A 23,764-nucleotide genomic window follows, 5' to 3' on the forward strand; every position below is an offset into this window, starting at 1 on the left:
GCCCAGAAGGCGGGACCTTGACGTGAGGGCCAAACGATCGCCACCCTCGCGCGTACGTGTAAGGCCTAGGAAAGTCCGTCCGAACCCATGCAGATAGTCCCAAAGACCCTCATGATCGTCGAATCCCCGGCCAAGGCCAAGACCATCGAGAAGTATCTCGGTCCCGGCTTCAAGGTTCTCGCGTCCTATGGCCACGTCCGCGATCTGCCGGTGAAGGACGGCTCCGTGCGCCCGGACGAGGACTTCGCGATGGACTGGGAACTCTATGGCGACAAGGCAGCTCGGGTGAAGGCGATCGTCGATTCCGCCAAGGCCGCCGATCGCCTGATCCTCGCGACCGACCCCGACCGCGAGGGCGAGGCGATCTCGTGGCACGTTCGCGAGCTGCTCGCCAAGCGCAAGGCCCTGCCCAAGGATGTCGCACGCGTCACCTTCAACGCGATCACCAAGGCGACCGTCACCGAGGCCATGAAGCACCCGCGCGAGCTCGACCAGGATCTGATCGACGCCTATCTCGCCCGCCGCGCGCTTGATTACCTGTTTGGCTTTACGCTTTCCCCCGTGCTCTGGCGCAAGTTACCCGGCGCCAAATCGGCGGGCCGCGTCCAGTCGGTGGCGCTGCGCCTCATTGTCGAGCGCGAGCGCGAGATCGAAACGTTCAAGGCCCAGGAGTACTGGTCGGTCGTCGCCACGCTGGAGCAGGGCGGAACGCCGTTCAAGGCTCGTCTCGTCCGCTTCGACGGGGAGAAGCTGGAGCGGCTTTCGTTAGGTAACGAAGGCATTGCCCAGCGCGCAAAGTCCACAGTTGAGGCCGCGACATTCCGCGTGGAGGAGGTTGACACCCGTCCCACTCGCCGCAATCCCTATCCGCCGTTCACCACCTCCACGCTGCAACAGGAAGCTGCGCGTAAGCTCGGCTTTTCCGCAAGCCACACCATGCGCGTCGCGCAGACGCTGTATGAAGCCGGCGCGATCACCTACATGCGTACCGACGGCGTGCAGATGGATTCCAGCGCGATTCAAGCCGCGCGCGTCGCCATCAGTTCGCGGTATTCCGGCCACTATCTTCCCGAAAAGCCGCGTATCTACGAAACCAAGGCCAAGAACGCCCAGGAAGCGCACGAGGCGATCCGCCCGACCGATTTCAGTCACGACCGTTACGGTAACGGCGATGAGGCCCGGCTCTACGACCTCATCTACAAGCGCGCGATGGCCAGCCAGATGGCCTCGGCGCTGATCGAGCGAACCACGGTCACCTTGCGCGAAGGCACCGGCAAGCACGAACTGCGCGCCACCGGCCAGGTCGTGAAGTTCCCCGGTTTTCTTGCGGTCTACGAAGAAGGGCGCGATCACAAGGCCGATGGTGCTGACGATGGTGACGATGAGACCAGTCTGCTTCCGGTCATGAACACCGGCGATACACCGGCCAAGCGCGGCGTCGATGCCACACAGCATTTCACCCAGCCACCACCGCGCTATTCGGAAGCAAGCCTCGTCAAGCGGCTCGAGGAACTCGGCATAGGCCGACCATCGACTTACGCCGCGACGCTGCAGGTGCTGAAGGATCGCAACTACGTCCGCACCGAGAAGAACCGCTTTTTCGCGGAGGAGAGCGGCCGCCTGCTGACCGCGTTTCTCGAGCGCTTCTTCGACCGTTACGTTGCGTATCAGTTCACTGCCGGCATGGAAGACGAACTCGACGACGTCTCGGGTGGTCGCGCCGCTTGGAAGGCCGTGCTCGAAGCCTTCTGGCGCGACTTCAAGCCCAAGTCCGATGAGGTGATGGAGAAGAAGCCGAGCGAGGTGACCGCCGAACTCGATACCTTCCTCGGAGACTACCTCTTCCCCAAGCGCGAGGATGGCAGCGATCCGCGCCTCTGCCCCAAGTGCCAGGCGGGCCGCCTCAGCTTGCGCGGCGGTCGCTACGGCGCGTTCGTCGCCTGCTCGAACTATCCCGAATGCAAGTTCACCCGCAAGTTCGCCCAAGGCGGCGGCGAGGGCGAGGGGGCAGGGGGCGACGATACCAGCCTCGGCAAGGACCCGGTCACTGGCGAGGACGTCACCCGCCGCACCGGCCGCTTCGGGCCCTATATCCAGCTGGGCGAGGGCAAGGAGGCCAAGCGCGCCTCGATCCCCAAGGACATTCCCGAACTCGATTTCGAATGGGCCTTGAAGCTCCTCTCGCTTCCGCGCGAGATCGGCACGCATCCGGAAACGGGCAAGCCTATCACTGCAAGTATAGGGCGTTATGGACCATATCTCGCGCATGATGGGAAGTATGGTCGGCTTAAGTCGACGTCTGAAGTGTTCGAGACCGGCATGAACGCCGCCGTGGTCAAACTGGCCGAAGCTGCTGCTGGCGCAGGCGCGCGCGGCAACCGCACGCCAGTCGAGCCGCTTAATACTTTTGGTCCCCATCCGACTTCGGGTGGCGAGATGAAGCTGCTGGCGGGCCGCTATGGTGCCTATGTCACCGACGGTACCACTAACGCCACCTTGCCCAAGGATGTGAAGCCGGAGGAGTTGACCCTCGAGGCGGCGATCGCCCTTATTGACGCGCGCGCCGCGGCTGCCCCTGCCAAGGGCAAGAAGAAGAGAGCTGCGCCAAAAAAGGCGGCCGCCAAGGCTCCGGCCAAGAAGCCTGCCGCGAAGAAGGCCCCTTCGAAAAAGGCTGCGGCCAAGAAATCGGCAACGTAACGCGGCGTCCAACCCGCTCTCGTGCAGGAGAGCGGGTTCGAGTGAACGTGTTACGTTGCGTTCAGTTCGGCGTCGCGAACCAGATCGTGTGCTTCGGCCCCTTGCCGTTGCTGCGGGCTGCGACGCGGATTTCATCGACCGAGAAACCGTTCTTTTCCAGCCGCCGCGTGAACGCCGGGTCGGGCCCGGCGGACCACACCGTGAGGACGCCGCCCGGCGTCAGCGCCCGCCGTGCGGCACGCAGGCCTGATGAACTGTACAGTGCGCCATTGCCCTCGCGCACCACGCCGTCCGGCCCGTTGTCGACATCGAGCAGGATCGCGTCGTAGTCGCCCTGCGCCCCGTCGATCACGCTGCCCACGTCGCCCATGATCAGCCGTACCCGGGGATCATCAAGGCAGCCGGCAGCGATTTCCACCATCGGCCCGCGCGCCCAGTCGATGATCTCGGGCACCAGCTCGGCCACGACCAGCTCCGCCTCGGGGCCGAGCACTTCCAGCGCCGCGCGCAAGGTAAAGCCCATACCATAGCCGCCGATGAGCAGGGATGCGGCAGGGCGGCCTTTCAGCCGCTTGATCGTCTCGGTGGCGAGCGCGATCTCCGATCCGCTCATCCTGCTGCTCATCAGCTCGTTGTGGCCCATCACGATCATGAAATCACGGTCGTGTCGGTAGAGCTTCAGCTCAGTGCCGCCCGGCACTTGCGCTGTGCCGAGCAGTTCGCGTGCGATCATGGCTTCAGGTGTCCCGTCACTTGACCCAGTCCAGTCCGATTTCCTCGTAGATCTCCTTGGCCTCGGCCCAGCCTTCCTCCACCTTCACATGAAGGAACAAGTGAACTTTCACGCCGAGCAACTCGGCCAGTTCCTTGCGCGCGGCCTCGCCGATGGCCTTGAGTTTAGATCCGCCCTTGCCGAGCACGATGGCCTTCTGGCTATCCCGGGCGATCACGATCTGCTGGTGGATCTCGATCGAGCCGTCGCGCCGCGTCGCATAACTCTCGGGCCGCACCGCGCTGTCATAGGGCAGCTCGTCGTGCAGCTGGCGGTATAGCTGTTCGCGCGTGATTTCCGCCGCGAGCAGCCGCTCGCTGGCATCCGAAACCTGGTCCTCGGGATAGTGCCATGCGCCTTCGGGCATTCGCTCGGCCAGTTTCAGCTTGAGCTCCGCCACCCCGTCGCCGGTCAGTGCCGAGACGAAGAACACCTCGTCGAACCCGCCCTGCGGCGCGAGTTCCGCCGCCATTTCGAGCAGCGGCTCCTTCGCAATCGCATCGACCTTGTTGAGCACGAGGATCTTGCGTTCGCTGCGGTCCTTCAGGCTTTCGAGGATCGGCTCGAGGTAGTCGCGCTTCTTCTTGCGCCCGTCGACGACCAGCAGGATCGCATCCGCGCTGTCGGCGCCTTCCCATGCCGCGTGCACCATCGCCCGGTCGAGCCGGCGCTTGGGCTCGAACAAGCCGGGGGTATCGGCGAGGATCAGTTGCACCCGCGCGCCGCCCCCAGATCCCGTCGCGGGCAGATCCTGCAGCGCGATGCCCATCAGCCGCGCGCGCGTCGTCTGCGCCTTGGCTGAGACGATCGCCACCTTCTGCCCGACGAGCGCGTTGACCAGCGTTGATTTACCCGCATTGGGCGCGCCGATCACAGCAACCAGCCCACAATGTTCTGTCATTTTCATCTCATCCATAGCGCGCCATAAAGGCCGCCGCCGCACCGCGTTCGGCTTCCTGCTTACTTGATCCTGTTGCCTGCTCGGCACCGATACCAGCCACTTCGACCTGCACCGTAAACACTGCCGCATGGTCCGGTCCGCTGCGCTCCAGCAATGTGTAGACCGGGGGCTTGCGGCGATTGCCTGCCGCCCATTCCTGCAGCGCGGCCTTGGGATGCTTGCGCTGCCCTGCGCCGCCCGCCATCGCCGGTTCCCAGGCGCTGCGCACGAAGCCGCGCGCCGCATCGAACCCGCGCTCGAGGAACAGAGCGCCGATCAGCGCTTCCATCACATCGCCCAGCACATTGTCGCTTTGTCCCGCGCCATCGCCGCGCGCCTGCTTGCCGAGCCGGATGTGTGGTCCGATGCCCAGCCGGCGCGCCACATCGGCGCAAGTCTCGCGGCTCACCAGCGCGTTCAGGCGCTGCGAGAGCTTGCCTTCAGCCGCCGCGCTTTGCTCATGCAGCCATTCTGCGATGGCAAGTCCCAGCACGCGGTCGCCTAGAAACTCCAGTCGCTGGTAATCGCGCGCTTCACCCATCGATCCATGGGTAAGCGCTTCGTGCCACAACTCGGGCAGGGCAGGGGCCTTCCCCGTCAGCGCGGCGATGAAGCCGGCGGTTTCCTCGGTCAATGCCGCGTTCAGAACGTGCCCCCGATCCGGTTTGCGCGAAGCGCGGTGAACCAGGTCCAAGGCAGGAACCAGTTGGCACTGCCGTCGGTGGACCACATCACGATGGTAGCGCGGCCGATCAGGTTGTCCTGCGGAACCAGCCCAATCCCGCCGCCCTCGACCGCCGGAAAGCGGCTGTCCATCGAGTTGTCGCGGTTGTCGCCCATGAGGAACACGTGGCCCGCGGGCACGATCACCGGTGGTGTATCATCCTGCGGCCGGTAGCCCAGATCGAGCACGTTGTAGGATTTTCCGCCCGGCAGCGTCTCGCGGAACTGCGGATAATGGCAGCTCGGCGTCCCATCCTTCTCCACCGCCTCGAACTCCGGCGCGATGCAACTGGTGTTGGCCGATACCTTGATGACGAAATCATCCACCTTCACCTTGGGCACCGGCGTGCCATTGAGGTGGAGCTGCCCGCCGATCATCTGCACCGTATCACCCGGCAGACCGATCACGCGCTTGATGTAGTCGACATCATTTCCGGGCGGGGCCTTGAAGATCACCACGTCGCCGCGATTGGGCTGGCCAGCCATGATCCGGCTCGGCAACAGCGGCAGGCTGAAGGGCAGCGAGTACGACGAGAAGCCATAGGGCCACTTCGCCGCAAGCAGGTAATCGCCATTCTCCAGCCGCGGCAGCATCGATTCCGAGGGGATGTTGAACGGCGAGAACACGAAGCTCCTGAAGAACGCGACGATCAGCACCAGCTTGATCACGAACACCGGGAAGCTGTCTTCCTTGCGTTCCTTTTTCTTCGCCACCGGCTTCGCAGGTGCGTCCTGCACCGGTGGCGCTTCGGTTGCCGCGCTCTGCGGAGCGTTTTCGGGGATATCGGTCATCGCAGCGGTCATGTGGAGGGGCCTCGCATCCGTCAAGCGCAGACTGCATGGATAACGCCATGCAGACGAATTTAGCAGGCTCACTGGTCGACCATGCCTTGCGCTTGGTCGAACGGGCGGGGTAGGCCCGCCCGATCCCCAGGAGACGACACCATGGCTGCCAACGACACTGCTTCGCTCTGGACCGCGCTCGAAAACCTGCCGCGTCCGACGCTCGGTGAGCTTTTCGCCGATCCCGCGCGCCTCGATCGTTATGCGACAGTGCTGGATCTCCCCGGCGGCCCGATTCGCTTCGATTGGTCGAAAACGCACCTTTCCGCCGAAGTTGAGACCATGCTCAGCCAGATTGCCGAGACGGTCGATCTGGCGGGTGGCCGTGAGGCGCTTTTTGCCGGTGCGCCCATCAACAACACAGAAGGGCGCGCCGCGACCCACACGGCCGAACGCGGCGTCGGCAATCCTGCTGCAGCCGACGAGGCCGAGCGTTTTCACGAGCGTATGCAGTTCCTTGTCGAGGCGATCCACGATGGCCTGCTCGGTGAGGTGAAAAGCCTCATCCACATTGGTATCGGCGGCTCCGCACTCGGTCCAGCGCTCGCGATCGATGCCCTTGCCCGGGAGGATGCCAAGGTTACCGTTCATGTCGTCTCCAACGTCGATGCTGCCGCGCTCGCCGCTGCGACGGCGCAGTGCGATCCTGCCACCACGCTGATCGCCGTTGCTTCCAAGACGTTCACCACCACCGAAACCCTTATGAACGCCGTCAGCGCGCTCGACTGGCTGCGTGAAGGCGGAGTGGAAGATCCCTTTGGCCGCGTCGTGGCGCTTACCGCCGCGCCGGACAAGGCGGTGGCCTGGGGCGTCGATGAAACGCGCGTACTGCCCTTCGCTGAAACGGTGGGCGGGCGCTATTCGCTGTGGTCCTCGATCGGCTTTCCCATCGCGCTCGCGCTGGGCTGGGATGGCTTTGCCGCGTTCCTCGCCGGCGCCGCTGCGATCGACCGCCATTTCCTCGAAGCCGCGCCTTCCGGGAACGTGGTGATCCGCGCTGCTTTCGCCGATCTCTACTACACGCAGGCGCGGCATTGCGGCAGCCGCGCCGTCTTTGCCTACGACGAACGCCTGCGGCTCCTTCCCAGCTATCTGCAGCAGCTCGAGATGGAATCGAACGGCAAGCGCGTGCTCGCCGATGGCACTGCGCTGGCGCGGCCCAGCGCTCCTGTCACCTGGGGCGGCGTCGGCACCGATGCGCAGCACGCGGTCTTCCAGCTGCTCCATCAGGGCACGCACCTGATCCCGGTCGACTTCCTCGCCGTCAGTATCCCGGGCCACGATTTCGACCCGGCGCACCACCGCACCCTGCTTGCCAACTGCTTCGCGCAGGGCGCTGCGCTCATGGCCGGCAAGGCGGGAGAGGGCGACATGGCGCGCGACTACCCCGGCGACCGCCCCTCGGCCACGATCCTGTGCGACGAGCTCGGCGCCGCCACGTTGGGCAGCCTGATCGCGTTCCATGAGCACCGTACTTTTGTCTCGGCGATGATGCTTGGCATCAATCCGTTCGACCAGTTCGGGGTGGAACTCGGCAAGGCCATCGCCAAGTCGATCGAGGCGGGGGATGCCAGGTTCGATCCTTCCACGCAGGCCCTGCTGTCCGCCGCCGGGATTGACGGCTGATTCCGCTCAGCAGCACGCGAAATCGCAGCGATTGGGCATTGGCGGGGCAGGGGGCAAACGCCATATAGGGTCCCGCATCAGGAGCCTGCGCATGACCGATATCCAATTCGACTACGATCTCTTCGTCATTGGCGCTGGCTCCGGCGGCGTCCGCGCCAGTCGCGTTGCGGCCAGCCACGGAGCGCGCGTCGCGGTTGCGGAGGAGTACCGCGTCGGTGGCACTTGCGTGATCCGCGGCTGTGTGCCCAAGAAGCTGCTCGTCTACGGCTCGCATTTTGCCGAGGAACTGCAGGATGCGGCCAATTACGGCTGGACGGTGCAAGGAACGTCTTTCGACTGGCTGACCTTGCGCGATGCCGTGCTCAAGGATGTCGACCGGCTCAACGCCGCCTACACATCGACGCTTGAAACGCACAAGGTCGAACGCTTCCTTGAACGCGCGGTCATTACCGGACCCCATTCGGTGCGCCTTGCCTCGGGACGCGACATCACTGCGAAGCATATTCTGGTCGCGACAGGCGCCTGGCCGGTCATGCCCGAGTTCGAGGGCGCCGAACACTGCATCACCTCGAACGAGGTGTTTCACCTTGATTCGCTGCCGCGCCGGGTGGTGATCGCCGGCGCTGGTTATATCGCGATGGAGTTTGCCGGTATCTTCAACGCGCTGGGTAGTCACGTAACGGTTGTCAACCGTTCGGAGACCATTCTGCGGGGCTATGATCAGGCCCTGCGCGACCGGCTGCTGCAAATCACCATGGCGCGCGGCATCCAGTATCGCTTCAACTGCCCGTTCGAAAAGGTGTTGAAGCGTGCTGATGGTCTGCTTGAGGTCTGGCTCAAGGGCCAGCCCGATCCGCTGCTGGCCGATCAGGTGCTGGTGGCCACCGGCCGCCGGCCCAAGACCGACGGGCTCGGCCTCGAAACGGCGGGTGTCGATCTCGGCGATAACGGCGAAATCCTCGTCGACGATCATGCCCAGACCAGTTGCCCCAGCATCTACGCGGTGGGTGACGTGACGGACCGCGTCCAACTGACGCCCGTCGCGATCCGCGAAGGCCAGGCGTTTGCCGACCGGGTGTTCGGCGGCAAGCATGTGAAGATCGATTACAGTTGCATCCCGAGCGCCGTGTTCTCGCAGCCGCCGCTTGCAGGCGTGGGACCGACAGAGGGCGAGGCGCGCAACAAGTATGGCGCGATCAAGGTGTTCTCGTCCGATTTCCGGCCGATGAAGAACATCTTCGCCCACCGTCCCGAGCGCGGGCTCTACAAGATGATCGTTGACGCAGCGACCGACCGGGTTCTTGCCATCCACATGATCGGTCCGGAAGCGCCTGAAATCCTCCAGGCCGCGGCCATTGCGGTCAAGGCAGGCCTCAGCAAGGCCGATTTCGACGCGACCGTTGCGCTCCACCCCTCGATGGCCGAAGAACTGGTGTTGATGAAGTAAAAGTTGCATATTGCAACCTTGTCGCTAGTCTCCCCGGAAACGACGGGGATACCACGTGAAACTTCAAGGCAAGACGATCCTGTTGACCGGCGGGACCGATGGCATCGGTTTGCGCCTGGCGCGCCAGTTTCGGGGCAAGGGCGCACAGGTCATTGTAACCGGGCGAACACCACAGCGCATCGCGACCGCAGAGGCCGATGGCTTCGAAGTCATCGCTGCCGATCTGGCTGGGCCAGATGGTGTAGCGGCCGTGGTCACGGGACTGGGAGGCCGGCCCATAGATGTGCTTGTCAACAATGCCGGCATGGGCGCGGCGCATGATTTCCGGATTGCGTCTCCCCTGGTCGAGGATGATGAGCGCACGCTCTGGCTCAATCTCCATGCCCCGATTCGCCTGATTGCCGCGCTGATCCCCACGCTGCGTGCCCGCCCCGAGGCGATGATCGTCAATGTGACCTCGGGCCTCGCTATCGCGCCCAACGCCGGATCGCCGGTCTATTGCGCTTCTAAGGCTGCGCTGCGCAGCTATACGCTGGCCTTGCGCGCGCAACTCAAGGGCACGGGAATTCATGTGCTCGAGGCGCTGCCGCCGGTCGTGGAAACGCAGATGACGTCCGACCGAACAGGCTCCAAGTTGGCACCGGAGGAGTGCGCCCGCCAGATCATTGCCGCCATGGAAAGCGGCAAGGATGAAGCCAATGTTGGCATGGTGAAGTTCCTGCGCGCCGTCTACTCTATCTCGCCGGCGCTGGCCCGGTCCATCATGCTGCGTTTCTAAAGGAAAGTTCCATGGGTCAGACCGTCCTCGTCTCCGGTGGCAGTGGTTATATCGCCGGGTTCATTATCCAGAAGCTCCTGGCCGAGGGCTGGACAGTCCATACCACCGTTCGGAGCCTGAATCGCGAGGTGCAACTGCGCCCGCTGCTGGGCGGCACGCCCGAGACGCTGAAATTCTTCGCCGCTGATCTGATGCAGGATGCAGGCTGGGCTGAAGCATTGGCCGGCTGCAGCCATGTCGCCCATGTCGCCTCGCCGCTCTCGAACGTTCCGCCGCGCCACGAAGACGATCTCATCGTCCCCGCTCGCGAGGGTGTCCTGCGCGCCCTGCGTTTCGCCAAGGCTGCTGGCGTGACGCGTTTTGTCCAGACCTCGTCGGTCGCGGCGATCGCTTATGGCCACGGCAAGGGCACGCACCACTTTACCGAAGCTGATTGGACTAATGTCGACAGCAAGGATGCCTACGCCTACGTCAAGTCCAAAACCATCGCTGAACGCGCAGCGCGGGATTGGATGGCGGTGGAAGGATCGGGCATGGAGTTCGTCTCGATCAACCCTGCCGCCGTACTTGGACCGGTCTGGAGCCCCGATTTCTCGGCTTCGATCGAGATCATCAACCAGCTATTATCCGGCGCCTTGCCCGGTTGCCCCGATCTCGGATTCGGCATTGTCGATGTGCGTGATTTGGCTGATCTGCATGTTCGAGCGCTTGTCGAACCGGGCCTTGATGGCGAACGCTTCATCGCTTCCGGCCCTTTCCTCAAGATGAAGGACGTTGCCGCCATCCTTCGGGAGAGAATGCCGCTGGAGGCGCGGCGAGTGCCGACACGCGGCCTTCCGGACTGGATCGTCCGCCTCGGCGCGCGGTTCAATCCGGTGATCAAGCAGGTCGTTGGCGAACTCGGCAACGTGCGCGACGCCAGCGCCGCACACGCGCTCGAGCGCCTGGGTTGGAAGACCCGCGCGCCTGCCGAGTCCATTGTCGACTGCGCAAAAAGTCTGATCGCGCAGGGGGTTGTGAAGGTTTAGATCCCTGCGAACCACTGGTAGCCGCGGTGGTCTTCCCAGTATCCACCGCCGCCGCCGTGGATGCCCTCAAGCGAGGCAACGGCCTCCACCCGCATGACGTACTTCGCCTGCTTGTAGCCAAGCTGCCGCTCGACTCTGAGGCGCAGTGGCGCGCCGTGGCCAACCGTCAGCAGCTCGCCATTCATGTGCGTCGCCAGGATCGTTTGTGGGTGGAAGGCATCGATCATGTCGATGCTCTCGTAATAGGGGGCGCCGTTGGTGCTGTCGGCGCAGTGGAACACAACGTACTTCGCATTGCCCGACATGCCGGCTCGCCTGAGGATCAGCCCCAGCGGCACGCCGGACCATTCGCCGATGGCACTCCAGCCTTCCACGCAGTCATGCCGGGTGATTTGCGTGCGCCGGGGCGCTGCCATCATCTGAGCAAGGCTGATCCGCAGCGGTTGCGCCACCATTCCGTCCACCACCAGTGTCCAGTCGGCAAACTTGTTTGCGGCCAGCGCGGCATATTCCGGTGTACCCGGGTTTCGGTTGCCATTCTCTCGGAACACTGGCGACATGTCGGCCCGGGAGAACTCCCTCGCCAGTGCGTTGCGATCCGTTACGAGACGCTGCGCGCCATGCGTCGCCTGCTCGCCAAGGCTCAGCACCGACTTCACGGTTGGCGAGGCATTGATCTGATCGCAGCCGGCCAGCAGCAGCCCAGCGCCGCCAATCAGCGCGTTGCGCCGCGTCACCAGAGAGGTGGGGCGCTCGGCCGGAAGAATCAGTCCGCTGTTCGGATCCTTGCTCATTTCGAACGCTCCTTGGGCAGGCGGTACCAGCCGGTTATGATCGAGCGCAGCTCGTTGAAGGGCCCTGCCAGCACCACCGCGAGAAGATGAACCGTGATGAAGCCCGCAAACCCGGTCGCGCAGAGGAAGTGGATCGAGCGCGCCGAGGGGCGTCCGCCAAAGAGTTCAACCAGCCATGGGAAAGCGGCGTTCAGGGTGGGGGACATTGTGCAGCCGGTCAGGATCACCACCGGGATCAGGACGAAGAGCACGCCGAGGTAGGCGATCTTCTGGAGCGGATTGTAAGCCCGCGCCGCTTCGCCGGTGGGGAAGCGAAGCCGAGCGTGCTCCTTGATATCGTGCCACAAGTGCGAAAGGCTTCGTTCTTCACGTTTCAGAACAAGATCATGCCGCAAATGCCCGGAAACAATGTTGTATGTCATGAACAGTGTCGCACTGATCAGGAGCACCCAGGCAAATGCGAAGTGCCACTGCCGCGCGTCTGCCAGGCTGTATGTCGAAGGAATCGTGACGAGCGGCGGGAAGGCATTCGCGGTTCCCTGTGCATAGCCGAGCACGCCCGTGGTCGGGATCTCGATGCCGAGGACCTGGAGGTATCCGCTCGTGCCGCGATGGTCGATCACCAGCCACGGCGTATCAAGGTTCGCACCGTATTGTCCCCAATAGAGCCGGGGATGGGCGTTGAAGATCATCATCCCGCTCATCAGCATCACGAAGATGCTCAGCGCATTGATCCAGTGCCAGATCCGCACCGGCAGTTTTGTGCGGTAGATCAGCGGCGACGCGTCTACGTCCGCCTGTGCGTCTGGGCCGCCCGCGCCGCTGTCAGCAAAATGTGTCGCCATGTACCCGCTCCCGCCAAGCCGATTGCATGCCGTGATTGCGATCTCCCGGAGGGGGAGATCAGGCACCGCATCGACCAGTTCGCTGTTAATCGCGCAAGAGTTACGCCGTGTGCAAAATAATTCGGTTCAGTTCTGGTACCATCCCACGTCCGCCGTCGCCACCTCGCCAAACCGCGCGCCTTTGGTGATCGATTGCCAGATGATCGGCCACGAGGTTCCGATCATGCTGAGGAACGGCCAGGGATCACGCCAGTCCCAGCTCACATCGCGCGTGGCAACGAGGCTCTTGAGCGCGTGCACGAACCCATTGCGCCGCAGCATCGCGGCCTGAGTCTCGGTCAGGCAGGCGTAGAACTGCTGCAAGGTCCTGTACGGGCGCACTCGCACCGGACCACTCTTGCCGGAGCCCAGCACTGCGCGGGCAATGTCCTCCGGTTCCCAGAAATGAACCCCGCTCGTCGCGCGCGGGTTGCACTCGATGGCATGGGGCACGCCATTCTCATCGACAATGAAGTCGAACGAGATAAACCCACTCCATCTTGTCTGGGCAACGAACTGCTCGACCCACGCGGCGATGGCCGGCATTTCGACCCTCTCGAAGGCAACCGCGACCGAACCCGACATCACGGCACCGCGATAGACCATCGTGCCCACAACGCGGCCCTTTTGGGCGATGGTGCACGTGCTGTGCTCACGTCCTTCGACGAACCGCTGGACCACGGCGGGCGCCGCCGGATCAGCTGGGGGCAGGGGTTCCCCGTCGCGCAGGATGTGAAGGCCATTGCCCGAGCAGGAGTACACCGGCTTCACCACCACCGGCCCGTCCCGCGCCAGCGCTTCCGCTTCGGCCGAGCCCAGCGCCGCGCTCTCGGGCACTCTCAGCCCCATGGCGGCGGCCTTGCGCACAAAGCTCGCCTTGTCATGCAGCGCGAGCACCTCGTCCGGCAGCATTGTAAACAGTCGGACGCCTTCCGGCAGCATCCCGGCGAGATGGGCGACATGCATCGTCTCTTCCGAGACCGGCACGACCCAGTCGACACCCTCGCTGCGAACGATCTCGGCCAATGCCGCTCGATAGGCCGCCTTGCCCTTGCTGGGCGCCGGCACCTTGAATTCGCGCGCGACGTGCCGGGAAGCCCCCGCCAGGGTCCAGCCATAAGGTTCGGCCACCAGCACGCGGCACCCCGCCTTGCTGAATCCCCGCGCCAGATCGAGCGCCTTGGGCAGCCTTCCGAGCGTGAGCAGAACGGTCGTCATGACGTCACGCCTTGCTGACCCGCACCATGATCTGCTTTGCAGGCCGTGTCGTCAGCCGCGCCGCCGGCCGCACTGCTCCGGCATCCTCGACATGGAAGTCGAACCGGCGGAACAGCCGCGCGATCAGCAGCACCGCCTCGGTCAGCGCAAATGCCGCCCCGGCGCACACGCGCGGGCCCTGTCCGAAGGGAATGTAGGCCCCGGGCTTCAGTTCACTTTCTCGCGCCGGCAGGAAGCGGTCAGGATCGAACACGTCGGGATCCTTCCAGAAGCGCTTGTGGCGGTGCAGTACCCACGGAGCCACCATCACGAGTGCCCCGCGCTTCACCTTGCGCCCGCCGATGACGGTCGCTTCAGTCGCGACGCGCGGCAGGAAGGTGATGGGGGGATAGAGCCGCAGGGTTTCGCGAAACAGGTTGCGCACGGTGATGAGGTGCTTGGTCTCCTCGAAGCCGATCGGCCCGTCCTCGCCCGCCACCTCGCGGATTTCCTTCCGAACCCGCGCGACCAGCTGTGGCTGCATTGCCAGCAGGTAGAACGCCCAGGTCAGCGCGCTCGCGCTGGTCTCGTGCCCCGCGAGGAACAGCACGCCAAGCTGGTCGATCAGCTCCTCGCGGGTGAAGGCCGTCCGCGTGAAGTCATCGCGCGCTGCGATCACTGCCGCCGCGATATCGTCGAAATGTTCGCCGTGCGGGCCCAGATGGGTATCGAGCAGATCGCCGAGATGTCCGCGGATGCGCCGGCAGGCCTCCAGCACGAAATCCTTCTGGGGCACGGCTGTCCACGCCGGTGCCATGATCAGCCGCCGGATCTCGACTTGGGCCACGCTGTGCTCGAACACGGTGAACGCATCGAACACATCGTGCGCCGCACCCGTCTCCAGCCCGGTACTGAACACCGTGCGGCAGATGATGTCTGCCGTCAGGTGGCTCATCGTGAGGTCCAGGGAAAACGCCGCGCCATCCGCCGCGCGCGCCGCCAGGGTCTCTTCGCAGGCCTCGGCGCCCTCCTGCATCGCCGGGAAAGCGCGGTTCACCCGCATCATGGTGAAGGCGGGATCGATCATCCGCCGCTGCCGCTGCCAGACGTCGCCTGAAGACACGAAGATCGAATCGCCGATCAGCGGGGCGAGCGCATCGACCATCAGATCGCTCTTGGGAAAGATGCCCTCGGGATCGGACAGCACCCGCCGCACTTCGTCCGGCCGGTTGACAATAAGGATCGAGCGGCGGGAATAGCCGAGCGGCCCGACATCACAGCGGTAGGCACTTGCCGGCAGCAGGCTGAGGAGGTCTCCATCGCCTTGCAGCGCAACGCGTAGCAGCGCCATGATCGCGCCAAGCGAGTTCGGGCGCGGCGGACGATAGGCGGCAGTCTTGGTCAAGCGGGCATCCCGAACAGTTCCCCAGTGTCATCTTATGTTTACACGCGCCATGTCCAGTGGAATAGTCGCACCAGCATGAACCGGAGGGGATGCGATGGAACTGCTGCTGTTCCGCTGCCTGGTAGCAGCCCATATCGCCGCCGGGGCGACCGGCGCCATCGCGTTCTGGATTCCGGTCGTCGGGCGCAAGGGCGACGTCAACCACCGCAAGTGGGGCCGCATTTTCACCAAGGCGATTCTCATCACCGGCTGCCTCGCGCTGACGATGAGCCTCTTCACCCTCTACGATCCGATGACCGTACACCCCCATCTCGTTGGCCGGTTCGATGCTGATTTCGTGCGCGGCATGTTCGGCGTGATGATGCTGCACAATGCGATCCTCACGCTGAATCTGGCCTGGTATGGCTGGCTTTGCGTGCAGAACCGCCGCAACGTCGCCGCCAATCGCACCCCGCTCAACGTGGCGCTGCAGGTTCTGGTGATGATCGCCGCCGTCTTCTGCGCATGGGACGGCGCGCGCATCCATCAGCCCCTCATGATGCTGATTTCGGTCGTCGGCATGGCGACGGGGATCACCAACCTCCTGTTCCTGTATTCGCACAATCCCTCGCCGGTCATGTGGCTGAAGGAGCATGTGAAGGCGCTCGTTGGCGCAGGTATCTCGGTCTACACCGCATTCCTCGCGTTCGGGTCGGTGCGCCTGTTTCCGGCGCTGGCGCTTAACCCGGCCATGTGGTCCGTCCCGCTCGTTACCGGTCTCATCATCCTCATCTACCACCGCATCCGCATCGACCAGAAGGCCGGGATCAGCGTGATTCCGCAGCTTCGCCGCCGTGCTGCGGCATCGGACTGACGGGGTGCGCAAGGTCGTTGTGGTCGGTGCGGGCATGGGCGGCCTTTCCGCTGCCGCCGATCTTGCGCGTGAAGGGCTCGATGTCACCGTCATTGAACGCGCCGCCAGCGTCGGCGGCAAGATGCGGCGTGTCACCAGCGGCGGCCTTGCCATCGATGCCGGCCCCACCGTGTTCACGATGCGCTGGATCTTCGACGGATTGTTCAGCGATGCGGGCGAACGGCTCGAGGATCACCTCGGCCTGATCACGGCCGAAACGCTCGCGCGCCATGCCTGGCAACGGGGCGGCAATCTCGATCTCTTTGCGGACATAGACCGCTCTGTCGACGCCATCGGAGACTTTGCCGGCGCCGCCGAAGCCAAAGCCTACCGCGATTTCTGCGCGCGCAGTGCCGATATCTACAGGACGCTGGCCTCCTCGTTCATCGCCGCCGAACGCCCCTCGATTCCCGGCCTTGTCGCGCGCCTTGGCCCCTTCGGCTTGCCCGCGCTGATGCGCACTGTCCCGCTGCGTACGCTGTGGGGCGCGCTCGGCGATCATTTCAGGGATCCGCGCCTGCGCCAGCTGTTCGGGCGCTATTCGACCTATGTCGGCGCCTCGCCCTGGTCTGCGCCTGCCACGCTCATGCTGATCGCCCATGTCGAACAGCAGGGCGTATGGCTCGTGCGCGGCGGCATCCACGCCGTTGCTCAGGCCATCGCCGGGCTTGCCGAGCGTCACGGCGCCCGTTTCCGCTTCGGCGCCGACATGCAGCGCATCGTCATCGAGAACGGCCGTGTTGCCGGTATCGATCTGGCCGGTGGCGAACACCTCCCTGCCGATGCCGTGGTGTTCAATGGTGATATATCCGCGCTTACTGACGAAGTCCGCCCGGTGCCGGCCACCGCGCCACTGAAACGCTCGCTCTCGGCGGTCACCTGGTGCCTTGCCGCGCGCACCTCGGGCTTCACGCCGGCGCACCACAACGTCTTCTTCGGGCCGGACTATGCCGACGAGTTCGACGCGATCTTCCGCGACCGCCGGATCACGCAAGTGCCCACCGTCTATCTGTGCGCGCAGGACCGGGGGGAGGGTAGCAATCACCCGCCCGGTGCGCCGGAACGTCTTCTCGCGCTTATCAATGCCCCCGCCGATGGCGACAAGGGGCCGCTGCCCGATACGATGATCGCGGACCTGGCACGGCGCGGGGTCGCCCTGATGCGCGATTGCGGATTGGAGCTGGAGGGCGTGGACGAGCCGGTGGTTACGGACCCCTCCGGTTTCCACGCGCTGTTTCCGGCAAGCGGCGGCGCGCTCTACGGCCGCGCCAACCACGGCATGATGGGCAGTTTCGCGCGTGCCGGAGCGAGGGGGAAGGTACCGGGGCTCTACCTCGCGGGCGGTAGTGTCCACCCGGGGCCCGGAATCCCCATGGCCACCATGTCAGGCCGCATTGCCGCCGCGCGTCTGCTGGCGGATCTGGCCGGTGACCGGCGAACGGTCATGCTTGGTGCCGATCAGCCGCCTCTGCGCTGACAAGGGCCTTGAGGCTGGTGCGCGACCACCGCGGATGGGGGGCAGGGGCAGGCCGCACCAGTGCCCGAAGCCCTGCGCGCAGCACATGCGCGATCTTCTCGTTGCGAGACGTATGGACCCGGTTGTCCCAAACACGCGGGCCGCCCAAGGCCACCTTGCGCGCGATGGCGCCATAGATTCCCGCGGCCGACAGGATCGCCCAGCGCTGGCGATACCCGAGTCGCGCCGCGCCAACGCGCGCTGACGCCTCGTAATCCGCTGCCAATGCTGCTAGCCGCTGCGCCACCCCAGCCAAAGCCGCGCGGTAGCAGGGGCGAAGTTGCTCACCCGGCGGAATGTCCGCCTCGGCAAGCCATTCTGCAGGGAGATAGCAGCGCCCGCCGCGATCATCTTCCGCCACGTCGCGCGCGATATTGCCGAGCTGGAAGGCAAGGCCGAGGTCGCATGCGCGGTCCAGCGTGTCGGTGTCGTCCGGAGCCACGCCCATCACGACGGCCATCATTACGCCCACCGCGCCCGCGACATGGAAGCAATAGCGCAGCAGGTCCGCCTCGCCGCGCGGCGTCCAATCCGCTGCGTCGAGCGCAAAGCCGTCGATCACGTCCTCGGCCATGGCCCGTGTCAGCCCGCATTCCGACGCAACCACGCCCAATGCGTCGAAGCTGGGATTTCCGGTCGGCATCCCTGCCATCGCCAGGTCGGTCAGCCGCCGTATCTGCGCGAGCCGTTCATCTGCCGCGGCGCCCGGCGTAGTGCCCAGTTCTCCGCCCAGGTCCTGCTCGTCGGCAATGTCGTCACAGGCGCGGCACCAGGCATAGAGCAGCCACACCCGCTCGCGCGTAGTCCGGTCGAACAGGCGCGAGGCAGCGGCAAAACTTTTCGAGCCCTTGGCGATCATCGCGCGGGAATGGGCAACGAGGGCAGCGCGGTCAGGCTTGGGCAGCGCTGCGGCAGGATCAGTCACGCCGCCTCACAAGTCCTTCGCGGACATCTGGATGATCGGCTTGTGCGGAACATGCGCGCCCATCCGCGCGAGCAGCACGTCGAGCGATGCTTCCGCCAGAATGATCCCGCCATGCACCGGCCGGATGAACCCTACCTCGATCATGTGGGTCTGGAATGCGAGCAGCTTGTCGTAGAACCCGAAAGCATTGAGCAGCCCGACCGGTTTGGCGTGATAGCCCAGTTGAGCCCAGCTCACGGCTTCCCACAACTCGTCCATGGTGCCGACCCCGCCGGGCAGGGTAAGGAAGCCGTCGGACAGGTCGGTGAACGCCTGTTTGCGCTGGTGCATCGTGTCGACGATCGTCAGGCTTGTGCAATCGGGATTGGCGACTTCCGCTTCCGCCAGCGCGCGCGGGATAATCCCGATCACTTCGCCGCCTGCTTCCAGCGCTCCAGCGGCCAGCGCACCCATCAGGCCAAGACGGCCGCCGCCATAGACCACACCGATGCCGCGCCCCGCAAGGTCCTGCCCGACCCGACGCGCCAGCGCGACATAGCGTGGGTCCGCTGGCGATGCCGAACCGCAATAGACTGCCAGCCGTTTCAAGCCCGAACTACCTTTCCAGCAGGTCCTCGATCATGATGCCTGCCGTCGCCTTTGCGCTGCCGACCACACCGGGGATGCCTGCACCCGGGTGGGTGCCGGCCCCTACCAGATAGAGGTTCTTGATCGCATCGTCACGGTTGTGCGCGCGGAAATATGCGGATTGGGTGAGCAGCGGCTCGAGGCTGAAGGCGCTGCCTTGGTGCGCCGAAAGATCGATCGAGAAGTCCTTCGGGGTATAGGAGAACTTCGTCACGATCCGGCTGTGGATATCGGGGATCAGGCGGCGACCCACCTCGTCGAGCACCCGCTTTTCAAGCATCGGGCCCACTTCGTCCCAGTCTACCGGCAACTTGCCCATGTTGGCGACCGGCACGAGCGCATAAAAGGTGCTCATGCCCTGCGGCGCCATGCTGGGGTCGCTGACCGAGGGATGGTGCAGATAGATCGAGAAGTCCTCGGGAAGGACACCGTGCTTGTAGATGTCGTCAAGCAGGCCCTTGTAGCGCGGTCCGAACAGGATCATGTGATGCGCGATACCCGGCCAGGTGCCCTCCACACCGAAGTGGACGACGAAAAGGCTGGGCGAGAACTTCTTGCGCTTCAGTGATTTGGCCCGCCGCTGCGCATGGCCGTTATCAGGCATCAGGTCGGCGTAGGAATGGACAATGTCGCCGTTGGAGGCGACAGCATCGAAGTTTTCCTGCCAGCCGCTCTTGGTCTGCACGCCGGTCACGCGGTCGCCCAGCGACTGGATGTGCACCACAGGATCTGCCATCCGCACGGTGCCGCCCAGTCGCTCGAAGTGCTTCACCATGCCCGCGATCAGCCGGTTGGTGCCGCCCTTGGCCCACCAAACGCCGCCATCCTTCTCGAGCTTGTGGATCAGCGCATAAACCGAGCTTGTCGTCATCGGATTGCCGCCGACGAGAAGCGAGTGGAAGCTGAACGCCTCGCGCAGCTTCTCGTTCTGGATGTAGCTGGAAACCACCGAATAGACCGAACGCCACGCCTGATACCGGATCAGCGGCGGCGAAGCCTTGATCATCGAGGCAAAGTCAAGGAACGGCACGGTTCCGAGCTTGCGATAGCCTTCCTCGAACACCCCGGCGGAGTACTTGAGAAAATCCGCATAGCCCGCCACATCGCGCGGATTGAGCTTTGCAATCTCGGAATTGAGCGAGGCTTCGTCGTTCGAATAGTCGAAGTTCGTTCCGTCCGGCCAGTTCAGGCGATAGAACGGCTTGACGGGCAGCAAATCAACGTCTTCGCTGATGTCGTGCCCCGAAAGCGCCCACAGCTCCTGGAGGCACGGCGGATCGGTGATAACGGTCGGTCCGGCATCAAAGGTGAAGCCATCGCGTTCCCAGTAGTAGGCGCGGCCACCAGGCTTGTCGCGTGCCTCGATCACGGTGGTCTGGATCCCCGCCGACTGCAGGCGGATCGCCAGCGCCAGTCCGCCGAAACCGGCCCCGATGACGGCTACTTTCTTCATGATGAAACTCTAGACTCCTGAAAACGTGAGCGGGGCGGGCTGTCGGCCCAGCCCGGTAATCGTGCCGAGCGCCCGGCTGATCGGTATCGGCGGCACACCCGCGAGAATGCGGAACTTGTCGTAAGAGGTCGAACGCCCGGAATAGAACCGTTCGATGAGTTGCGGCTTCATCGTGTAGAACCGCTCCAGCACCCGAAGACGTTCCTCGGGATAGGCACCACCAAACAGCAATGCCGAAAGCATGCGGTAATACGTTTGGTTTTCCCAGTGCCCTTTAGCCCACTTGGCAGAGAAAGCCTTGAGGCTCGCACCGTCCAGCGCATCATGGTGCGCCAATGCCAGCGCAAAGCGCACCGCATCGGGCACCGAATAGCTGGTGAGGGAATGAAACAAACCAGCGCGCGATCCGGCCCGCGCCGTATTTTCCCCGCCATCGCGCCAGAAGGCGGAAAAATCGCCGCCCGCCACGACCGGCAGCACGCCATGCTCCTCGCTCACCAGCGCCTCGACTTCCCAGCCGCGCGCCGCGAGGTAGGCATCGATCCGGGCTTCCAGCGCCGGCCGGTCCAGCACGCTGCTGTCCGAATAATAAGTGTCCTCAAGGAACACCATGTCGGGCGCGAAGGGCAAGGCATACATGAAGCGATAGCCGTCGATCTGCTCGACCGTCGCATCCATGACGATCGGCCGTTCCAGTCCGTGCGGAGCCTTCAACTTGAACTTGCGGCCGACGAATTTTTGCCAGCCGCCGGTGAAGTGCGAGACTTCGCGCAGGCCCCGCGTGTCGATCACGCCGCCAGCCTGCACCAGCGTACCATCCGCCAACATGACTTCGGTCTCGTTGCAGCCCTTGACCGCCTGCTGCGTCAGGATGGCCTCTGCCGGCAACGCAGCGCGCAATGCCGCATCCAGCCTTTCCGAGGTCATCGCGCTGTAGCGCGTCTGGAGATGTCGGCTGTGGCGGGGAAAGTGGACGTTGTAGTCGGCCCAGGACGCCTCGATCATCGGCGCGAGCAATTCGGTCGCTTCGTGATCGGTGTCGGTCGCGAAGAACGACCAGACATGATTGCCGCCCAGTTCGCTGCCTTGTTCAACAATGAGCAGCGAAAGATCCGGCCTGTACCGGGCCAGCGCAAGCGCAATAAGCCCGCCCGCAAGGCCTCCACCAAGGATCGCGATATCGCAGCGCCGTGCATTCATCGTCCGCCGCGATAGGCGCTGGGTCGCATCCGCGCAACCGGTGCGTGGGTTCCCCATTGTGAAGGCCGGGGAAAGCCGTTGTGCAGGTCCTCTGCAAGCGGGAGCCCGGGGGCCCCGGGGATGGCGGTGAAGGTCTGCCATCCCCGGGGTACTTAATCAGGGCCACTGGGGGAATGGCCCTCTCTCCTGGGATTGTCCCGCCGGGCGGCCTCCATCCTGCGGGTGAGAGGCGGGCCAAAGCGAGGGTGTCCTTTTGCCACATCGCGAATGTCCCTGAGTGGTCTGCAACATGAACGATCGGCAATGCGCGGTGATCGCGCCTTGGTCCTAATTGGCGTGTTCCGGTTTTCGCAGGACGGACCTTGACGAGATTTCTGTTGCGTTTTGATGCGGATCAAGGCCTCCTTGCACGCAGATGGCGAGAACCGCCACACACGGGAATTGCGGCTGCCGGCCTGCCCTGAAGGCAAGGGCCGAGCAGACCGGACACAGAGGAGAGCATGATGGCCAAGGAAGCTGCGCAGCACGTCGATGTCCTGATTGTCGGAGCCGGCATTTCCGGCATCGGATCCGCAAAGCATCTGCAGGACCAGTGCCCGGGCAAGACTTACGCCATCCTCGAAGCCAAGGACACGTTCGGCGGCACCTGGGAGACGCACAAGTATCCCGGCATCCGCTCCGACTCCGATCTCTACACCTTCGGCTATCGCTTCAAGCCGTGGACCGGTACGCCGATCGCCTCGGCCGATGCGATCCTGACATACATGGGCGAAGTGATCGAAGAGAACGGCATCGGCCCGCAGATCCATTACGGCCACACCATCACCGATTGCAGCTGGTCGAGCGCGGACAACCTCTGGACCATCAATGCCCGCCGCAAGGACGGTAGCGAAGTCGTTTTCACCGCCGGCTTCCTGTGGATGTGCCAAGGCTACTATGATCACAAGACGCCCTACATTCCGGATTGGGCGGGCATGGACAGCTACAAGGGGAAGTTCGTCCACGCCCAGCTGTGGGATCCGAAAACGGATGTTGCCGGCAAGCACGTGATCGTCATCGGTTCGGGCGCGACGGCGGCCACGATCGTCCCCGCGCTGTGCGAGGCCGGTGCCAAGGTCACCATGGTCCAGCGTTCCCCCACCTGGTTCTATTGCGCGCCCAATGTCAGCGAACTCGCCGACCGTCTGCGCACGATCGGGGTCGATGAGGAGACCGTACACCGCGTCGTTCGGCAGGACTACATCTACAACTTCTACGAAATGGATCGCCGCAGCCGCGAGGAGCCCGAGGCAATGGCCGAGGACCTGCGTGCACTGATCCGCGGCTATGTTGGTGAGGACTTCAATTTCGAACCGCACTTCACGCCCCGCTACCGCCCGTGGCAGCAGCGCCTCGCCCAGCTTCCAGATGGCGACATGTTCAAGGCTGTCGTGTCGGGCAAGGCCAGTGTGGTCACCGATACCATCGAGACCTTTACAGAAAAGGGCCTGCGCGTCAGCTCCGGGCAGGAAATCGATGCGGACATGATCGTCGCCTGCACCGGCTTCCGCCTTTCGGTGCTGGGCGAAATCCCCTTCAAGGTCGATGGCAAGGCGGTGAACTGGGCCGATACCGTGAACTACCGCGGTATGATGTTCACTGGCGTCCCGAACATGGTCTGGGTTTTCGGCTACTTCCGCGCCTCGTGGACGCTGCGTGTCGATATCGTCGGCGATTTCGTCTGCAAGCTGCTGAACCACATGGATGCAACGCATGCGAAGAAGGTCGATGTGGCCCTGCGCGAGGAAGACAGGGACATGAAGATCCTGCCGTGGATCGATTCAGACAACTTCAACCCCACCTATCTCATGCGCGATCTCGACCGCATGCCGAAGCGAGGCGACAAGCCCGAATGGCAGCACAACCAGGATTACTGGAGCGAAAAGGACCAGATTCCCTTCATCGATCTCGACTCCAGCGAGTTTGTGTACGACGGCCAGCGTGCCGCAGCAGCCACGCTGGAGGCAGCAGAGTAACT

The 23,764-nt window shown here is 64.1% G+C and carries 20 protein-coding genes; 8 read left to right on the forward strand and 12 right to left on the reverse strand.

Going from position 1 to position 23,764, the window contains the following annotated elements:
• Positions 1–111 precede the first annotated feature (111 nt).
• Positions 112–2,697, forward strand: coding sequence for a type I DNA topoisomerase (gene topA, locus AQZ52_RS11900; protein WP_240481612.1), 2,586 nt, complete (start codon positions 112–114; stop codon positions 2,695–2,697).
• A 61-nt stretch (positions 2,698–2,758) separates the two neighbouring features.
• Here topA and AQZ52_RS11905 read toward each other — a convergent pair whose 3' ends face one another.
• From AQZ52_RS11905 to lepB, 4 genes are read right to left on the reverse strand one after another with little or no spacing between them, the layout of a single operon-like run.
• Positions 2,759–3,430, reverse strand: coding sequence for a spermidine synthase (locus AQZ52_RS11905; RefSeq protein ID WP_067910901.1), 672 nt, complete (start codon positions 3,428–3,430; stop codon positions 2,759–2,761).
• A gap of 16 nt (positions 3,431–3,446) precedes the next feature.
• Positions 3,447–4,370: a GTPase Era gene (gene era, locus AQZ52_RS11910; RefSeq protein ID WP_067912093.1), complete on the reverse strand. Its 924-nt coding sequence runs from the start codon at positions 4,368–4,370 to the stop codon at positions 3,447–3,449.
• Between the two features lie 7 nt (positions 4,371–4,377).
• On the reverse strand, positions 4,378–5,043 hold the full coding sequence (gene rnc / locus AQZ52_RS11915; protein ID WP_420806448.1) for a ribonuclease III: 666 nt from the start codon (positions 5,041–5,043) through the stop codon (positions 4,378–4,380).
• Between the two features lie 8 nt (positions 5,044–5,051).
• A complete protein-coding gene (gene lepB, locus AQZ52_RS11920) occupies positions 5,052–5,936 on the reverse strand; it encodes a signal peptidase I (RefSeq protein ID WP_082697903.1) in 885 nt (294 codons plus the stop codon).
• A 141-nt stretch (positions 5,937–6,077) separates the two neighbouring features.
• On the opposite strand from lepB, the gene pgi reads away from it, so the two are divergent.
• The 4 genes from pgi to AQZ52_RS11940 all read left to right on the forward strand — a co-directional run bounded on the left by pgi (position 6,078) and on the right by AQZ52_RS11940 (position 10,854).
• A complete protein-coding gene (pgi, locus tag AQZ52_RS11925; protein WP_067910905.1) occupies positions 6,078–7,601 on the forward strand; it encodes a glucose-6-phosphate isomerase in 1,524 nt (507 codons plus the stop codon).
• A 91-nt stretch (positions 7,602–7,692) separates the two neighbouring features.
• Positions 7,693–9,048, forward strand: coding sequence for a glutathione-disulfide reductase (gene gorA / locus AQZ52_RS11930; RefSeq protein WP_067910908.1), 1,356 nt, complete (start codon positions 7,693–7,695; stop codon positions 9,046–9,048).
• 55 nt (positions 9,049–9,103) lie between these two features.
• Positions 9,104–9,826: an SDR family oxidoreductase gene (locus AQZ52_RS11935; protein ID WP_067910911.1), complete on the forward strand. Its 723-nt coding sequence runs from the start codon at positions 9,104–9,106 to the stop codon at positions 9,824–9,826.
• An 11-nt stretch (positions 9,827–9,837) separates the two neighbouring features.
• Positions 9,838–10,854: an SDR family oxidoreductase gene (locus tag AQZ52_RS11940; RefSeq protein WP_067910913.1), complete on the forward strand. Its 1,017-nt coding sequence runs from the start codon at positions 9,838–9,840 to the stop codon at positions 10,852–10,854.
• Here the strand turns inward: AQZ52_RS11940 and AQZ52_RS11945 are convergent.
• From AQZ52_RS11945 to AQZ52_RS11960, 4 genes are all read right to left on the reverse strand, one after another.
• Positions 10,851–11,648 (reverse strand): molybdopterin-dependent oxidoreductase, encoded by a 798-nt coding sequence (locus AQZ52_RS11945; protein ID WP_067910915.1) that lies wholly within the window; start codon positions 11,646–11,648, stop codon positions 10,851–10,853. The genes AQZ52_RS11940 and AQZ52_RS11945 overlap by 4 nt on opposite strands.
• A complete protein-coding gene (locus AQZ52_RS11950) occupies positions 11,645–12,493 on the reverse strand; it encodes a cytochrome b/b6 domain-containing protein (RefSeq protein WP_082697904.1) in 849 nt (282 codons plus the stop codon). The genes AQZ52_RS11945 and AQZ52_RS11950 overlap by 4 nt, the downstream gene beginning before the upstream one ends.
• A gap of 126 nt (positions 12,494–12,619) precedes the next feature.
• Positions 12,620–13,750 (reverse strand): ATP-grasp domain-containing protein, encoded by a 1,131-nt coding sequence (locus tag AQZ52_RS11955; protein WP_067910917.1) that lies wholly within the window; start codon positions 13,748–13,750, stop codon positions 12,620–12,622.
• Between the two features lie 4 nt (positions 13,751–13,754).
• Entirely contained in the window at positions 13,755–15,134 is a 1,380-nt protein-coding gene (locus tag AQZ52_RS11960) for a cytochrome P450 (protein WP_067910920.1), read from the reverse strand.
• A gap of 94 nt (positions 15,135–15,228) precedes the next feature.
• On the opposite strand from AQZ52_RS11960, the gene AQZ52_RS11965 reads away from it, so the two are divergent.
• Positions 15,229–15,987 carry a hypothetical protein gene (locus AQZ52_RS11965; protein WP_067910923.1) on the forward strand — a complete coding sequence of 253 codons (759 nt, stop codon included), beginning with the start codon at positions 15,229–15,231 and terminating at the stop codon, positions 15,985–15,987.
• Positions 15,988–15,991: 4 nt separating this feature from the next.
• Positions 15,992–17,503: a 1-hydroxycarotenoid 3,4-desaturase CrtD gene (gene crtD, locus AQZ52_RS11970; protein ID WP_240481613.1), complete on the forward strand. Its 1,512-nt coding sequence runs from the start codon at positions 15,992–15,994 to the stop codon at positions 17,501–17,503.
• Here crtD and AQZ52_RS11975 read toward each other — a convergent pair.
• The 4 genes from AQZ52_RS11975 to crtY form a co-directional block, all read right to left on the reverse strand.
• Positions 17,469–18,401, reverse strand: coding sequence for a phytoene/squalene synthase family protein (locus AQZ52_RS11975; RefSeq protein WP_067912110.1), 933 nt, complete (start codon positions 18,399–18,401; stop codon positions 17,469–17,471). The genes crtD and AQZ52_RS11975 overlap by 35 nt on opposite strands.
• Positions 18,402–18,473: 72 nt before the next feature.
• Entirely contained in the window at positions 18,474–19,055 is a 582-nt protein-coding gene (locus tag AQZ52_RS11980; protein ID WP_067910926.1) for an LOG family protein, read from the reverse strand.
• A gap of 7 nt (positions 19,056–19,062) precedes the next feature.
• Positions 19,063–20,547, reverse strand: a complete 1,485-nt coding sequence (locus AQZ52_RS11985; protein ID WP_067910929.1) for a phytoene desaturase — start codon at positions 20,545–20,547, stop codon at positions 19,063–19,065.
• Positions 20,548–20,556: 9 nt separating this feature from the next.
• Positions 20,557–21,747 (reverse strand): lycopene beta-cyclase CrtY, encoded by a 1,191-nt coding sequence (gene crtY / locus AQZ52_RS11990; RefSeq protein WP_067910932.1) that lies wholly within the window; start codon positions 21,745–21,747, stop codon positions 20,557–20,559.
• 503 nt (positions 21,748–22,250) lie between these two features.
• Here crtY and AQZ52_RS11995 point away from each other — a divergent pair.
• Entirely contained in the window at positions 22,251–23,762 is a 1,512-nt protein-coding gene (locus tag AQZ52_RS11995) for a flavin-containing monooxygenase (RefSeq protein WP_067912113.1), read from the forward strand.
• Positions 23,763–23,764: the final 2 nt, after the last annotated feature.

Source organism: Novosphingobium fuchskuhlense (genome assembly GCF_001519075.1).
In the GTDB taxonomy this organism is placed as follows: domain Bacteria; phylum Pseudomonadota; class Alphaproteobacteria; order Sphingomonadales; family Sphingomonadaceae; genus Novosphingobium; species Novosphingobium fuchskuhlense.

Bases quoted from the DNA above. Each gene is read 5' to 3' on its own strand.
- topA (WP_240481612.1), top strand. From the start codon at position 112: ATGATCGTCGAATCCCCGGCCAAGGCCAAGACCATCGAGAAGTATCTC.
- AQZ52_RS11905 (WP_067910901.1), bottom strand. From the start codon at position 3,430: ATGATCGCACGCGAACTGCTCGGCACAGCGCAAGTGCCGGGCGGCACT.
- era (WP_067912093.1), bottom strand. From the start codon at position 4,370: ATGACAGAACATTGTGGGCTGGTTGCTGTGATCGGCGCGCCCAATGCG.
- lepB (WP_082697903.1), bottom strand. From the start codon at position 5,936: ATGACCGCTGCGATGACCGATATCCCCGAAAACGCTCCGCAGAGCGCG.
- pgi (WP_067910905.1), top strand. From the start codon at position 6,078: ATGGCTGCCAACGACACTGCTTCGCTCTGGACCGCGCTCGAAAACCTG.
- gorA (WP_067910908.1), top strand. From the start codon at position 7,693: ATGACCGATATCCAATTCGACTACGATCTCTTCGTCATTGGCGCTGGC.
- AQZ52_RS11940 (WP_067910913.1), top strand. From the start codon at position 9,838: ATGGGTCAGACCGTCCTCGTCTCCGGTGGCAGTGGTTATATCGCCGGG.
- AQZ52_RS11945 (WP_067910915.1), bottom strand. From the start codon at position 11,648: ATGAGCAAGGATCCGAACAGCGGACTGATTCTTCCGGCCGAGCGCCCC.
- AQZ52_RS11950 (WP_082697904.1), bottom strand. From the start codon at position 12,493: ATGGCGACACATTTTGCTGACAGCGGCGCGGGCGGCCCAGACGCACAG.
- AQZ52_RS11955 (WP_067910917.1), bottom strand. From the start codon at position 13,750: ATGACGACCGTTCTGCTCACGCTCGGAAGGCTGCCCAAGGCGCTCGAT.
- AQZ52_RS11965 (WP_067910923.1), top strand. From the start codon at position 15,229: ATGGAACTGCTGCTGTTCCGCTGCCTGGTAGCAGCCCATATCGCCGCC.
- AQZ52_RS11975 (WP_067912110.1), bottom strand. From the start codon at position 18,401: ATGATCGCCAAGGGCTCGAAAAGTTTTGCCGCTGCCTCGCGCCTGTTC.
- AQZ52_RS11985 (WP_067910929.1), bottom strand. From the start codon at position 20,547: ATGAAGAAAGTAGCCGTCATCGGGGCCGGTTTCGGCGGACTGGCGCTG.
- crtY (WP_067910932.1), bottom strand. From the start codon at position 21,747: ATGAATGCACGGCGCTGCGATATCGCGATCCTTGGTGGAGGCCTTGCG.
- AQZ52_RS11995 (WP_067912113.1), top strand. From the start codon at position 22,251: ATGGCCAAGGAAGCTGCGCAGCACGTCGATGTCCTGATTGTCGGAGCC.